Source organism: Streptomyces sp. NPDC001848 (genome assembly GCF_042891915.1).
Lineage (GTDB): Bacteria > Actinomycetota > Actinomycetes > Streptomycetales > Streptomycetaceae > Streptomyces.
Genome location: NZ_JBIATP010000010.1, coordinates 92,741 through 107,038 on the forward strand (window position 1 = coordinate 92,741; position 14,298 = coordinate 107,038).

Genomic DNA, 14,298 nt, shown 5'->3' on the forward strand with positions numbered 1-14,298 from the left:
GGGAATTGCGGGGGGTTACCACGTCCTCAGGGCGAGGACGTGGTCTTCTCCGGCGACCAGGTCGAGGGGCCGGCTGCCGGTGGAAGTCCGGAGTTCGACACGGTGGCTGCGGTTCGGTCTGATGACGCCGGTGGCGCCGTCCGGCCTCCAGGTGAGGTCGACTTCGGCCCCGAACCGCGTCCGCGCCCCCCGCAGTTCGCCGCTCGGGTACTCCTTCGGCAGCGCGGGCAGCAGGACCAGCCGGTCAGGGGTCGACTGCACGAGCGTCTCGAGGAGCACGGCGGGCAGGGTGTGGGCCGCGTCGGCGTTGTAGACGTGCCGGTTCGGGTAGTGAGCGCTCATCAGCGAGGCGTGGAAGAAGTCGCCGTCGAGGACCTGGCCGAGGGCGTGGGCGACACGCTCGCCGTCCCGGAGCCGGGCCGCGACGAGCGCGTGGTGGAGGTGCCCGTGCGCGGAGTCGTTCTCGGCGCCGCGCAGTTCGAGCGCCCGGCGGGCGGCCGCGGCGAGGTCCGGAGTGTCGTAGGGGGTGATCTCGTCCAGCGGCCAGACGCCGTGGAGGTGGCTGAGGTGGCGGTGGTCGTAGGTGTCCCCGAGGCCCGGCCACGCCCATTCGGCGAGGGCGCCGTCGGCGTTGACGCGGTGCGGCGGGAGGCGGTCGGCGAGGGTCCGCCAGCGCTCCGCGTCGGGGCCGGGGTGGTACTCGGCCGCCGTCAGCAGGGCGTGGCGGGCCGCCGAGAGGTCCATGGCGGCGTTGACGGTGGCCCAGCTCGCGTTGGCGGGCCGGTTCTCGGGTGAGTAGGAGGGGACGACCAGCAGATGCCCGTCGTCGTCGGTACGGGTGAGGAAGTCCTCGTAGAACAGGGTGAAGTCCTCGTAGAACAGGGCGACTTCGGCGAGGACGGCGGCGGTGCGCGGGTCGCGCTCGCCGCGTGTCTCGTCGTGGTCGACGAGCGGTTTGAGCAGCCAGTCGGCGCCCGCCGTCCACAGGTGCAGCGGGTATTCCCGGCTGAAGTGGTACGCGTAACCTGTCTCGCCGTTGGTGTGCGGGGGCGCTACGACGCCGCGTGCGCCGAAGACGGCCCGGGCGTTCTCCCGCCAGTGGCCGAGTTGGCGGTGGATCAGTGCCGCGTGCGCCTCGGTGACCTCGGGGAGCGCGCCGGCCGCTGCTGAGGCGGTCTGGAGGTTGAGGTTGGCGTCGGTGGTGAACGCGCCGGACCACGCCGTGTTCCAGTCGCCGGTCCACAGGCCGGTCAGCCGCGGCGGGAGCATGCCGCTGGAGCTGAGCAGGTGGTAGGGGCCGGCGGCGAAGGGCTGCACCCCCTGCCGCTCCCGCCCGTCGGTGAAGTCCTCGGCGGCCGTGGTCTCGCCCGCGAGCAGCCGGTCCTGCACGTCGGCGAGCCGGTGGGCCGGCTCGGGCGGCCGGGCGTGTTCGCTGCCGTTGGGGCGTACGAGAGTGTGGTGGTTGACGATGACGCGGTCGTCGTCCGGATCACCGAACACCATTGCGCCATGGCGGCCGTTGCCCCGCAGGAAGGCGTCCTCCCAGCGGCTGGCGGGAAGGGGCTCCCACGTGCCATGAACAGGTCCGTTGTTCATGGCCGCAGCACCGCCGCCCCGTATCGGCCGAGCGTGAGCCCGCCCGTGATCGTCTCGTCCGTGAGCAGGTCCAGGTGCGTGCCGGGGACCTCGACCGTGACCGGTTCACGCCCGTGGTTCAGCACGAAGAGCAGCTCGCCGCGCCGGACCGCCTCCACCCCGGCGGGCAGCCCGTCGAGCACCGGCCGCACGCCCGCGCCGGCCGCGATGCCCGCGAGCAGCTCGCGCAGCGCGTCCGGCTCCGGCAGCGTGGAGACGTACCAGGCCTGCCCCTTGTTGAGCACGGCCGGGAGCCCGTCGAGTTCCCCGCCCTTGTAGCGGGCGGCCACCGTGTCCGGCTCGGCCTCCAGCTCCTCGGACCACAGGGTGCCCCGGAAGCCGCCGCGGCCACCGTCGCACTCGACGGTCTCGCCCGCGTCCAGCGGCCACCACTCGTGCAGCGTGCGGATGCCGAAGAGGTCGCGCAGCCGCGCGTCCATGCCGCCGGGCCGCACCCGGTCGTCCTGGTCCGCGACGCCGGTCAGGAAGCCGCAGACGAGGGTGCCGCCTTGGCGGGCGTACGCGAGGAGGTTCTCGACCGCGGCGTCCGTGAGCAGGTAGAGCTGCGGCACGAGCACACACCTGTAGCCGGCCAGGTCGTGCTCGGGGTGGGCGAAGGCGGCGGTGAGGTGTGCCTCCCAGAGGGCGCGGTGCCAGGCGCCTACGACGGACGGGTAGTCGGCCTCGGTGGAGAGCCGGCCGTCCTGCGCGCCCGCCCACCAGGAGTGCCAGTCGTGCAGGATCGCGATGTCCGCGTTCGTCCGGCTGCCCGCCACCGCCTCGCCGATGCGGGCGAGTTCCCCGCCGAGCTGCTTGACCTCCTGGAAGGTGCGGCCCTCCTCCCCCGCGTGGCTGACCATGCCGGAGTGGAACTTCTCCGCGCCCTGACGGGACTGCCGCCACTGGAAGTAGCACACGGCGTCCGCCCCGCGCGCCACGGCCTGGAGGGACCACAGGCGGTTCAGGCCGCGCGGCTTGGGGTGGTTGACACCACGCCAGTTCACGGGGCCCGCCGCCTGCTCCATGAGCATCCAGGGGCCGTGGGCCTGGGAGCGGGTCATGTCCTGGACCATGGCGCCGTTCCGGGCGCCCAGCGGATCGCGCGGATCGGGATAGATGTCGACCGAGACGACGTCCTCCTCCTCGGCCCAGCGCCAGGCGTCCTGCCCGAACCACATCGGCATGAAGTTGGTGGTGACCGGGATGTGCGGGGTGTGGCGGCGCACGATGTCGCGCTCGGCGACGTAGCACTCCAGCAGCATGTCGGAGGTGAAGCGGCGGAAGTCCAGCACCTGGGTGGGGTTCTTCATGTAGTGGGGCTGCCGGGGCGGCAGGATGCCGTCCCAGCTGTCGTAGCCCTGGCTCCAGAAGGCGGTGCCCCAGGCGGTGTTCAGTGCGTCGAGCGTGCCGTACTTCTCGCGGAGCCAGCGGCGGAACGCCGCCGCCGCCTCGTCGCCGTAGTCGAACGTGCAGTACTCGTTGTTGATGTGCCACATCGTGAGGGCCGGGTGGCCGCCGTAGCGGGCCGCCAGGTCCTCGGTGATGGCGGCGGCGTAGCGCCGGTAGGTGGCGCTGGAGTGCGAGAAGTGCTGCCGGCCGCCCCACCACTCGGTGCGGCCGTCCTCGGTGCGGGGCAGGGTGTCCGGGTGCAGACGGCCCATCCACGGCGGGGGCGAGGAGGTGGGGGTGGCCAGGACGACTCCGATGCCGTTCGCGTGCATCAGGTCCATCAGCGTGTCCAGCCAGCCGAACTCCCGTGCGCCCGGGTGGGGTTCGAGCTTCGCCCAGGAGAAGACACCGAGGGTCACGGAGTTGACCCCCGCGTCCTTCATCAGCCGGACGTCCTCGTGCCAGGTCGCCTCGGGCCACTGCTCGGGGTTGTAGTCGCCACCGAAGAGGATCCGCCCACCGGTGGCGGCACTGAGGTCCGGCATCAGGCGGGCTCCCCGTACTGGATGCCGCGTCCGTTCGTGGCCAGGTAGACACGGCCGTGGACGCGCGGGTCACCGGTGATGGCGTCGCCGATGTACCCCCACTGGTGGGCGTCGTCGTTGATCCGCACCCACGTCTTCGCCTCGTCGTCGGAGCGGAAGACGGCGGTGATGCTCTGCGTCGAGCCGACCTGGTAGATCGCCGGGTAGCCGGCGCCGTCGGCTGCCTTGCCGAAGCCGAGGACGTACGAGGCCCGGCAGCTGCTGACCTTGGAGAAGCCGGCACCGCCGTCGGTGGAGCGGTACAGCCCGTTTCCCTTGGTGCTGAGCCACAGGTCGCCGGAGCGCCCGGGGGCAGCGACCAGCTTGAACTGGGTGTCGCCGGACGGGAGCCCGGTCGCACCCTTCGCGAACGTCAGGCCACCGTCGGAGCTGACGTACACCGTTCCCGTGTCGGTGTCGAACGTGTAGAAGCGTGCCGGGTCGACCGGGTCGGCGACCGGTGTGGCGCCCTTGGGGTACGAGGAGACCTCGGACCAGGTCGCGCCGTTGTCGGTCGAGCGCTGCGCCGGGTACCTGGTGCCGTCCCAGTGCACGAAGGTCCACAGCAGCACGCTGCCGTCGGCGTTGGTGGCGATCGGTCCCGGAGCGTCCTTGGCGATGGCGGGCTGGGCCGGGAAGGGTGCCCAGGTCTGACCGCCGTCGTCGGAGTAGGCGCCGTTGCCGTGGTCGCCCCAGCCCGAGCGGACGACGTACGACGGCTTCCGCGCGGCCTGCGCGAGTCCCGTGGCGGTCCCGAACACGGGGTTCGTCGACATGCCGCGCGACGGCGACGCCGTGAGCCGGTCGTGGTAGAGCACCCCGATGTCGCCCGACCCGCTGATCAGGTGCGCCGTTCCGGTCGGGGGTGAGATCAGCTGGCGTACGGCCGTCTCCTCCAGGCCGCGGATCTGCGGGGCCCAGTGCGTGAGGTCACGGGTGCCGTAGAGGGTCGCGCCGGTGCCGTGGACGATGTGCAGGGAGTCGTACGGGTCGAGGGCGAGCGCCTGGATCCACCAGCCGAACTTCGGCTTGTCCGCGCCGAACGTGAGGAAGGGGGTCTCGGAGACGTCGAGGACGGCCTTGTCCTTCAGGGACGTCCAGGTGCGGCCGCCGTCGGTGGTCCGGTACAGCGTGTCGACCTCGGCCCAGCGGTTGTTGGTGGAGACGACGACGGTGCCGGGGCGCCGGGCGTCGACGGCGACCCCGCCGTAGCCGAACGTGTCGGCCGAACCGTCACTCGCGGTGCCGCCCGGCTTGGCGGGGGTGACCTCGGTCCACTTGCCGCTCGTGGCGTGGAGCTTGTGCACGCTGCCGTCCGACTGGCCGTTGGGGCCGGGAGCGTTGGCGTACGTCACGTACAGCGCACGGGTGTGGCAGTCGTAGGCCGCCCGGATCGGCACCTTGGCGGCGGTGCCGGTGGGCTGACCGGGCACGGCCTGCCAGGTGGTGCCGTCGCTGGTGCGGTACAGGTTCGCCGAGCTGCCGTCGGAGTCGCCCCAGCCGGCGTAGACGGTACGGCCGGCGGCGACGAGAAGAACGACGCCCTGGCCGGACGCGGAGGGAGAGGGCGGGAAACCGGGCGCGGCTGCCCAGGTGGCCCCCCGGTCCGTCGACTTCAGCAGCCCGTCGTGCCGGGTGCCCAGCCACAGGGTGTCGCTGTTCCGCGGGTCGACCAGCAGCCGCTCCCCCGCGCCCCGGCCGTCCTCGTTGGCGCCGAGCTTCACGCTGAGGTCGGTGCGCTTCCAGGTGGCGCCGCGGTCCTCGGAGCGCAGCACGGCTCCGTTGCCGGCCCAGGACTGGGTGTAGGTGCCGAGGGCGAGGTAGAGCCGGTCGGGGTGGGTGGGATCGACGGCCATGGCCTCGACGCCGAGGAGGTTCCAGTCGTCCCATCCCATGTGGTCGATGAGGGGGGTCCAGTGGGCGGCGCCGTCGTCCCAGCGGTAGGCACCGCCGATGTCGGTACGGGCGTAGGCGAGGCCGCGCACGCAGGGGTGGAACAGCACACCGGTGATGAAGCCGGTGCCGCCGATGACGGCGTTGCGCCAGCGGTACGCCTGGCCGGCGACGGTCGTGGCGGTCTCGGCGGCATGCGCGCGCCCGGGGAGGAAGGGGACGGTGGTGAGCGCGGCGGCGGCCGCGGTTCCGGCAAGGACGGCACGTCTGCTCAGGGAGTGGGACGCGTGCATGGCTTACCTCGTTGTGTGCGCTCGGGGAGATCCCGGAGGAGGGGGAAGGTGAGACGCTGACGGGTGCCGTGGCCGACCGCGGGGCAGGAAAAGGCCGGCCACGGCGGGACTGAGGAGCGCCGGGCGTCAGCCCTTGACGGCTCCGGTGAGCATGCCCTTCTTGAAGTGCCGCTGGACGAAGGGGGAGGCGACGGCGACGGGGATCAGGGCGAGGACCATGACCGCCATCTGCAGTCCCAGGGACGAGAGTTGACCGGTGCGGACCGCCTGCTGGAGGCCGGTCGGCGCCTCGGTGTTCTTCTGGACCAGCTGGATGAGCACGTTCTGCAGCGGCATCATCTGCCGGCCGGTGAGGTAGATGGAGGCGTTGAACCAGGCGCTCCAGTACCCGACCGCGTAGAACAACGAGATGACGGCCAGCACGGCCCTCGACAGCGGCATGCTGATGGTCAGCAGGATGCGCAGGTCACTGGCCCCGTCGATGCGGGCGGACTCGGTGAGTTCGGGGGAGATTCCCATGAAGAAGGCCCGCAGGACGAGGATGTTGAAGACACTGACCGCGCTCGGCAGGATCAGCGACAGATAGGTGTCGGTGAGCCCCAGTGACTGCACCAGAAGGTACGTCGGGATGAGGCCGGCCCCGAAGAACATGGTCGCCATCATGGTCATCAGGAAGAACCGGTGGCCCAGAGTGCCCCGCCGGGACAGGCCGTAGGCCGCGAGGACCGACACCGTCATCGAGAACAGCGTGCCGAAGAGCGTGACGCCGACCGAGACCATGATCGCCCGGCTGACCTGGCCGCCGCTGAGCAGTACCGTGTAGTTGACGAAGGTGATGCCCTGGGGGATCACGACCAGACCGCCGACCCGGTCGATCACGGGTTTGGGAGAGAGGCTGGTGACGATCACGATCCACAGCGGACCGAGGACCCCCAGACAGCACAGCAGAAGGAATCCGCCCTTGGCGGTGAGTCCGGCCTTGCTGGGCGGCTCCTCCCACACGGGGCGGGCGGGTGCCTTGAGGCTGCGGATGAGCGTCGTGTTGAGGCTCACTTCTGATACACCCCCTGCTCGCCGAGCAGATGCGCGACCCTGTTCGCGCCCAGGACGAGACACACTCCGATGACTCCCTTGGCGAGGCCGACCGCGGCCGCGTAGCTGAAGTCGCCGTTCTGGATGCCGATGTTCCACACGTAGGTGTCGAGGACCTCGCTGGCCCCGGCACCGACCGCGTTCCGCTGGAGCAGGAACTGCTCGAATCCGACGCTCAGCGCGTCGCCCACCCGCAGGACCAGCAGCAGTGCGATCACCGGGCGCAGCGCGGGCAGCGTCACGTGCCACATGCGCCGCCAGCGCCCCGCGCCGTCCAGGGCGGCGGCCTCGTACAGATCGGTGCTGACGGCGGCCAGCGCGGCGAGGAAGACGATGATCCCCCAGCCGGCGTCCTTCCACACGGCTTGCGCGATGACCATGTACTTGAACAGGCTCGCGTTGGTCATCAGGTCGAAGCCGCTCCACCCGTGGTTCTCCAGGGTCTGCGCGATGATGCCCGCACCGCCGAACATCTGCTGGAAGACGGTGACCACGAGGACCCACGAGAAGAAGTGCGGCAGATACATGATCGCCTGCGCCACGGCCCGCACCCGGGGCCGGATCACGCTGTTTATGACCAGCGCGAGGGCGATGGGTATCGGGAAGAACAGCACCAGTTGCAGCACGAACAGCACGATGGTGTTCTTCGCGGCGCCCCAGAAGAGCGGGTCGTCGATCATCCGCGAGAACTGTTCCACGCCGACCCAGGGGCTGTGGAAGATCGCTGTGGCGCCGTTGCTGGAGGCGTACGGGTCGTAGTCCTGGAAGGCGACGACGTTGCCGAGCAGCGGGACGTAGTTGAAGATCAGGAGCAGGACGATGACGGGCAGCGTCATCAGGATGAGCGCGCGGTCGCGGCGCCACCGGACCCGGAAGGGAACCCTGCCGGCCTTGCCGGCCCCGCGCGGCACGCTCTGCCTCACGGTGGCTGCGGCGACCGCGGCCGTCGGTTCCTCGACGGCCGCAGAGGGACGTGTCCCGTCTGGCCTGCTCCCGGCCGTGAGGGACATCAGTTGCCACTGCCGTTCTTGTCGAGGAGCTGCTTGTACCAGTCGCGCAGCTTGTCGCCGCCGGAGGACTTCCAGGTGGAGATGGCCTGCTGTACGTCGGACAGCTTCTTGTTGCCGCGCACGTAGTCGATCTCCAGTTGCTCGAACTGGCTGGAGAGGTTGGCGTAGCGGCTCGGCTCGATGATGTTCATGCCGTAGGTGGACGTCTTCTTCACGAAGGCACCCTGCCGCTGCTGCCACTCGACCTGCTTGCGGGTGATCTCGGGGAAGTCGGGGTGGGCGAGGTAGGGAGCCGGGGCCGCCAGCATCACCCAGGCGTTGTTCACCTCCTGGTTACCCAGGTCGTTCTTGACCGGGACGCCGTTCTTGACGGTGTAGTGGGTGCCCTCGACGCCGTAGTCGACGAACATCCGTTCCTTGGTGCCGTAGGGTGCTGCCGCGAAGTTGGCGGCGGCCAGCGCGTTCTCGATCGTCTCCTTCGAGGCACCCTTGCGGATCATCGACCAGATGCTGGCGGGCGGGGCGGCGTACAGCGTCGGGGTGCCGCCGCCGGCGCCGAAGTAGTCCATGCCGTCGATCTGGAAGCCGGGGTTGGACTTGGCCTGTTGGGCGGTCAAGCCGTACCAGCCGGACATGTCGTTGTTGAAGACCAGGATCTGCCCGGCGGTGAACCGCTGGCTGGGGTCTCCCGTGTTCGCCCTGTCGTCGGGATGGACCACGCCCGCGTCGAACAGCTTGCGGACCCACTCCAGGTGTTCGAGGTACTCGGGGTGCTCGATGCGGTACGTCAGCTTGCCGTCGGCCCCGATGTTCCAGCCGAGCGGCCCGGCGGGGAGGACACCGAAGATGCCCGCCGCACTCCACCTCATGTCGCCGCAGGCCCACACCTTGGCCTTGGCGCTGGTGGCCTCCTGGGCCCAGCTGAGGAACTCGTCGGCCGACTTGGGAACGGTGTAGCCCTTCTTGTCGAAGATGTCCTTGCGGTAGAAGGGCACGATGTTGGGCACGGAGGCGGCGGGCATCGGGATGCCGCGCAGCGCGCCGCCGAAGATGCTCATGCGCCAGGAGTCGGACGGTATCGCGGCCAGGTTCGGGTACTTCTTGACCTTGTCGCCCGCCAGGTAGGGGCCGAGGTCCATGAACTTGGCGGTGACCGCGCTCGGAATCTTGCCGACCAGTTCCCAGCTGGGCACGACCACCATGTCCGGTATGGAGCTGGAGGCGAGAACGGCGCCGAGCTTCTCACCGTAGGTGTTGCCGTCCTGGTTCTGCCAGGTGATCTTGGTGCCCGCCGCCGCGTCGAGTGCCTTGTAGTACGCGCAATCGGGCTTCGGCGGGGTGCCCCAGAGCGGGGACATGATCGTGAAGGGGGCGCCGGTGCCGAGCTTGTCCGGGACCGACGCGGCAAGGGACGCGAGATCGACCTTGCTGGTGAAACCGGCGGCCGACCCGTTCTTCGACGGAATGTCCGGCTTGGCGACCGTGCTCGGGACGTACGTCGGGAGCATCTTGTCCGCGGCCTTGCGCGACGTGGTGCCCTCACGCGAACCGCTTTCCGAACCGCCGCAGGCGGCGAGCAGGGGCATCCCTCCGGCCACAGCTGCGGCGACCGCCGTGGAGGCGAGGAAGCTTCTCCGGCTAGGTCCGGAAGAGGCGGAAGCGGAGTTCGGCGTCATTGCGTCAACCCTTCGTGGCACACCAGGACACCCGGCGGGAGAGCCGTCGGCTGCGGTGTCTCGAGTGGAACTTGGCTGAGCTGAAGCGGCGGTGACATCGGAGGGGTGGTGAGCACGCTGAGCGGGCCCTCTGCAGTCGAAGCGCTTCGATGTTGCTGTGAGGTTAAGTGAACACCGGGGGGCGCACAAGGGTCGCATCCAAGATTCCTCCGGGGGTGTCGAGGCATCGGCCGGACCGGTCGGGAGGCTTGAAATCACGGTGAGGAAACGGAGTTGTTGCGCCTGGGTGTCTTGACACCCGCCGGGACCTCGAATGAGCATCGAAGCGCTTCGAAAGCGTCCCGCCGCTCGATTTCCGAAGGAGCACCACGTGACTGCACAGACCCCGCCGGCGCTCCCTTTCCGGGATACGCAGCTGCCGTTCGCGAAGCGCATCGAGGACTTGGTGGAGCGGCTGACGCTCGACGAGAAGATCGCGTTCCTGCACCAGTTCGTGCCCGCCGTCGAGCGCCTCGGCATCGCCGCGTTCCGCACCGGCCAGGAGGCGCTGCACGGAGTGGCGTGGATGGGCCCGGCGACGGTGTTCCCGCAGGCGGTCGGGCTCGGCGCGACCTGGAACGAGGACCTGGTGCGCCGGGTCGGCGAGGCGGTGTCCAAGGAGGTCCGTGCGATGCTCGCCCGTGACGAGCGCGTCGGCCTCAACGTCTGGTCGCCCACGGTCAACCTGCTGCGCCACCCGCTGTGGGGCCGCAACGAGGAGGGCTACTCGGAGGACCCCGCGCTGACCTCGGCGATCGCGACGGCGTACACGCGGGGCCTGCGCGGCGACCATCCGACGTACTGGCGCACCGCCCCGGTCCTCAAGCACTGGCTCGCCCACAACAACGAGACGAACCGTGACACCACCTCCTCCTCGGTCCGTCCACGGGTGCTGCACGAGTACGACCTGCGGGCGTTCCACGAGGCGGTCCAGGCGGGCTCGGTGGCGGGGGTGATGCCCGCGTACAACCTGGTCAACGGCCGCCCCAACCATGTCTCGCCGTATCTGCGCGAGCACCTGCGCCGCTGGAGCGACCAGGAGCTGATGGTCTGCTCCGACGCGGGGGCGCCCTCCAACCTGGTCGACTCCGAGCACTACTTCGACACCCACGAGGAGGCGACGGCCGCGGCGATCCGGGCCGGCGTCGACAGCTTCACCGACCACGGCACGGACAGCTCGACGATCGTCGCGCGGATCAAGGGCGCGCTGGTGAAGGGGCTGTTGAACGAGGAGGACATCGACCAGGCGGTGCGCCGGCAGCTCTCGGTGCGGTTCCGGCTGGGCGAGTTCGACCCGCGCCTCGACCCGCACGCGGGGACCCGGGACTTCGACACGCCGGCCCATCGGGCGCTCGCCCAGGAGGCCGCGGAGCAGGCGGTCGTGCTGCTGCAGAACGACGGCCTGCTGCCCCTCGCCGACGGCGTGCGCGTCGCGGCGGTCGGGCTGCTCGCCGACGAGTGCAAGCTCGACTGGTACAGCGGCACCCTGATCCACCGGTCCACACCCCTGGAGGGCCTGTACGAGCGCTTCGGCGCCGATCGGGTGGACTTCGCGGAGGGCGTGGACCGGGTACGGCTGAAGACCTCCGCCGGTGCGTATCTGCGGGTGCCCGTGGCCGACGCCGACGACGAGGTGCGCGGCGCGGAGGGGGCTCTGGACCCGGCGCTGTTGCAGGGCCGCACGGACCTGCCGCCGCTCACCGCCGACGCGCAGGGCAGCGAACTCGCGCTGATCGACTGGGGCGAGGGTCTGCTGACCTTCCGCGCCCCCGACGGGCGGTACCTCTCGGTCGCCGACGACGGGTATGTCCGCGCGTCCGCGGACCAGCCCGGCGGCTGGGTCGTCCAGGAGACGTTCCGCCTGGAACCCCATGGCAGCGGTCACCTCCTGAAGCACCTCGGGACGGGCGGGTACGTGTCGGTCGCCGCCGACGGCGTGAAGGTTGCCGAGGACCATCGGGAAGTCTTCGAACTGGAGGTCGTCGAGCGCGGCGAGGACGCGGTCACCCGGGCGGCGGCGGGCGCGGACGTGGTGCTCGTGTTCGCGGGCAACGACCCGCACCTGAACGGCCGGGAGACCGAGGACCGTACGACGCTGCGCCTGCCCGGTCACCAGGAGCGCCTGCTGCGCGCGGCCCGTGCCGCGAACCCGCGCACGGCGCTGGTGCTGGTCTCCGCGTACCCGTACGCGGTCGACCCGGCGGACCTCCCGGCCGTGCTGTGGACCGCGCACGGCGGCCAGGCCGCGGGCACCGCGCTGGCCCGGGTGCTGTCCGGTGACGTCTCCCCCGCGGGCCGTCTGCCGCAGACCTGGTACGCGGACGACGCGGCCCTGCCCGATCTGCTCGACTACGACGTGATCGGCAGTCGCCAGACGTATCTGTACTTCGAGGGCACGCCGCTGTTCCCGTTCGGGCACGGCCTGTCGTACGCCTCCTTCGCGTACGGCGACCTGGCCGCCCGGGTGGAGGACGGGCGGGTGGCGGTCTCCTTCACCGTGACCAACACCGGCGCGCGGGCCGCCGACGAGGTCGCCCAGGTGTACACCCGGGCCGTCGATCCGTCGGTCCCGCGTCCGCGCCGGGAACTGGTCGCCCACCGGCGGGTGCACCTGGCGCCCGGCGCCTCGGCGGAGCTGGCCTTCGAGGTGCCGTTGCGCGCCCTGGAGTTCTGGGACGTGGCGCACGGGCGGTGGCGGCTGGAGCCGGGCCGGTACGAGATCCTGGTGGGCGCGTCGAGCGAGGACATCCGGCTGCGGACGACGATCACACCGCCCGGTGAGCCGGCCGGGCCGCGCCCGGTGCGGGAACGGGGCCTGGAGGCCGCCGACTTCGACGAGCAGCGGGGCACGGTGATCGTCGACCGTACGAAGGTGTCGGGGGACGCCGTGACGCCCGTCGACGACGGGGAGGGTGAACTGCTCTTCCGCCGGTGCGACTTCGCGGACGGCGTGACGGGCGTGGCGGTGCGGGTGGCCGGCGAGGGCACCGTCGAGCTGTCGCTGGACGGGGGCGATGCGACGGCCGTGCCGACGCTCGCCGCGTCCACCGGCCCCTACGACTACACCACCGTGGACGCCGCGTTCACCGCTTCCGGTGTGCACGACGTCCGCGTCGGACTGCGTGGCCCGCTGCGGCTCGCGCACGTCGGCTTCTCCGCTTGAGGGTCCGGAGCAGGCCGACGCACCGACGGCCGGAGCCCCCGCACAGCGGGCTCCGGCCGTCGGCCTGAAGGTGGGGTCAGAGGGCGAGGCCCGTCAGCACCAGCACCCGCTCGTAGGTGTAGTCCTCCATGGCGAACCTCACGCCCTCGCGGCCGACGCCGGACAGCTTGGCACCGCCGTACGGCATCTGGTCGGCGCGGTAGGAGGGCACGTCGCCGATGACCACGCCGCCGACCTCCAGGGCGCGGTGGGCGCGGAAGGCGACCTGGAGGTCGTGGGTGAACACGCCCGCCTGGAGGCCGTACTTGGAGTCGTTGACGGCGGCGAACGCCTCGGCCTCACCGTCCACCTTCTGCACGGTCAGGACGGGCCCGAAGACCTCCTCGCAGGAGATGGTCACATCGGCGGGGACGTCGGTGAGGACGGTCGGCGCGTAGGAGGCGCCGTCCCGCTTGCCACCGGTGAGCAGCGTGGCGCCCGCGTTCACCGCCTCGTCGACCCAGGACTCCACGCGCTTCGCGGCGTCCTCGCTGACCAGCGGGCCGACATCGGTCGCGGCGTCGGAGGGGTCCCCGGTGACCTGGGCCTCGACGGCGGCGACGACGCGCGGCAGCAGCCGGTCGTACACCGCGGCGTCGGCGATGACGCGCTGCACGGAGATGCAGGACTGGCCGCCCTGGTAGTTGGAGAAGGTGGCGATGCGGTTCGCGGCCCAGTCCAGGTCCTCGTCGCTCGCGTAGTCGGCGAGCACGACGGCCGCGCCGTTGCCGCCCAGCTCCAGGGTGCAGTGCTTGCGCGGCACCGAGTCCATGATCGCGTAGCCGACCTTCTCGGAGCCGGTGAAGGAGATGACCGGCAGCCGCTCGTCCTGGACGAGGGCGGGCATACGGTCGTTGGGGACCGGCAGGATGGACCACGAGCCGGCGGGCAGCTCGGTCTCGGCCAGCAGCTCGCCGATGACCAGGCCGGACAGCGGGGTGGCCGGGGCGGGCTTGAGGATGATCGGGGCGCCGGCGGCGATGGCCGGGGCGACCTTGTGGGCGCACAGGTTCAGCGGGAAGTTGAACGGCGCGATACCGAGGACGACGCCCTTGGGGAAGCGGCGGGTCAGCGCGAGGCGGCCCTGGCCGCCGGCGTCGGTGTCGAGGCGCTGGGCCTCGCCGCCGTTGAAGCGGCGGGCCTCCTCGGCCGCGAACCGGAACACGGAGACGGCACGGCCGACCTCGCCGCGCGCCCACTTGATGGGCTTGCCGTTCTCCGCGGAGATCAGCTGCGCTATCTCCTCGCTGCGCTCCGCGAGCCGCTTCGAGACATGGTCGAGGGCGGCGGCGCGGACGTGGGCCGGGGTGGCGGCGAACTCGTCGCGCACGGCGTACGCGGCGGCCACGGCCTCCTCGACCTGCGCCTCGGTCGGGACGCTGACCTTGCCGACGAGCCTGCCGTCCCACGGGGAGGTGACGTCGAAGGTGGTCTCGCCGGTGGCCTGGCGGCCGGCGAGCCAGAAGGCGTGGGTGGAAGTCATAG

General features: G+C 71.0%; 8 protein-coding genes. 1 reads left to right on the forward strand and 7 read right to left on the reverse strand.

Annotated features, from left to right (window positions below; translation table 11 throughout):
• Positions 1 to 15 precede the first annotated feature (15 nt).
• The 6 genes from ACFYZJ_RS21520 to ACFYZJ_RS21545 all read right to left on the reverse strand — a co-directional run bounded on the left by ACFYZJ_RS21520 (position 16) and on the right by ACFYZJ_RS21545 (position 9,572).
• Entirely contained in the window at positions 16 to 1,596 is a 1,581-nt protein-coding gene (locus ACFYZJ_RS21520; protein ID WP_388570446.1) for a glycoside hydrolase N-terminal domain-containing protein, read from the reverse strand.
• The gene (locus tag ACFYZJ_RS21525) at positions 1,593 to 3,569 is read right to left on the reverse strand and encodes a beta-galactosidase (protein ID WP_388570448.1); all 1,977 of its coding nucleotides are present in this window, start codon (positions 3,567 to 3,569) and stop codon (positions 1,593 to 1,595) included. Before ACFYZJ_RS21525 ends, ACFYZJ_RS21520 begins: the two co-directional genes overlap by 4 nt.
• Positions 3,569 to 5,794 (reverse strand): 1,4-beta-glucanase, encoded by a 2,226-nt coding sequence (locus ACFYZJ_RS21530; RefSeq protein WP_388570450.1) that lies wholly within the window; start codon positions 5,792 to 5,794, stop codon positions 3,569 to 3,571. The genes ACFYZJ_RS21525 and ACFYZJ_RS21530 overlap by 1 nt, the downstream gene beginning before the upstream one ends.
• 126 nt (positions 5,795 to 5,920) lie before the next feature.
• Positions 5,921 to 6,847, reverse strand: a complete 927-nt coding sequence (locus tag ACFYZJ_RS21535) for a carbohydrate ABC transporter permease (RefSeq protein WP_388570451.1) — start codon at positions 6,845 to 6,847, stop codon at positions 5,921 to 5,923.
• Positions 6,844 to 7,896: an ABC transporter permease gene (locus tag ACFYZJ_RS21540; RefSeq protein WP_388570453.1), complete on the reverse strand. Its 1,053-nt coding sequence runs from the start codon at positions 7,894 to 7,896 to the stop codon at positions 6,844 to 6,846. The genes ACFYZJ_RS21535 and ACFYZJ_RS21540 overlap by 4 nt, the downstream gene beginning before the upstream one ends.
• Complete coding sequence (locus ACFYZJ_RS21545) at positions 7,896 to 9,572, reverse strand: extracellular solute-binding protein (protein WP_388570455.1); 1,677 nt, start codon at positions 9,570 to 9,572, stop codon at positions 7,896 to 7,898. Before ACFYZJ_RS21545 ends, ACFYZJ_RS21540 begins: the two co-directional genes overlap by 1 nt.
• A gap of 370 nt (positions 9,573 to 9,942) precedes the next feature.
• On the opposite strand from ACFYZJ_RS21545, the gene ACFYZJ_RS21550 reads away from it, so the two are divergent.
• Complete coding sequence (locus tag ACFYZJ_RS21550) at positions 9,943 to 12,774, forward strand: glycoside hydrolase family 3 C-terminal domain-containing protein (protein WP_388570457.1); 2,832 nt, start codon at positions 9,943 to 9,945, stop codon at positions 12,772 to 12,774.
• Positions 12,775 to 12,850: 76 nt separating this feature from the next.
• On the opposite strand, the gene ACFYZJ_RS21555 is transcribed toward ACFYZJ_RS21550, so the two are convergent.
• Positions 12,851 to 14,296 (reverse strand): aldehyde dehydrogenase family protein, encoded by a 1,446-nt coding sequence (locus ACFYZJ_RS21555; protein ID WP_388570458.1) that lies wholly within the window; start codon positions 14,294 to 14,296, stop codon positions 12,851 to 12,853.
• Positions 14,297 to 14,298: the final 2 nt, after the last annotated feature.

Excerpts from the sequence above, each read along its gene's own strand:
- ACFYZJ_RS21520 (WP_388570446.1), bottom strand. The coding sequence starts at position 1,596 with ATGAACAACGGACCTGTTCATGGCACGTGGGAGCCCCTTCCCGCCAGC.
- ACFYZJ_RS21525 (WP_388570448.1), bottom strand. The coding sequence starts at position 3,569 with ATGCCGGACCTCAGTGCCGCCACCGGTGGGCGGATCCTCTTCGGTGGC.
- ACFYZJ_RS21530 (WP_388570450.1), bottom strand. The coding sequence starts at position 5,794 with ATGCACGCGTCCCACTCCCTGAGCAGACGTGCCGTCCTTGCCGGAACC.
- ACFYZJ_RS21540 (WP_388570453.1), bottom strand. The coding sequence starts at position 7,896 with ATGTCCCTCACGGCCGGGAGCAGGCCAGACGGGACACGTCCCTCTGCG.
- ACFYZJ_RS21545 (WP_388570455.1), bottom strand. The coding sequence starts at position 9,572 with ATGACGCCGAACTCCGCTTCCGCCTCTTCCGGACCTAGCCGGAGAAGC.
- ACFYZJ_RS21555 (WP_388570458.1), bottom strand. The coding sequence starts at position 14,296 with ATGACTTCCACCCACGCCTTCTGGCTCGCCGGCCGCCAGGCCACCGGC.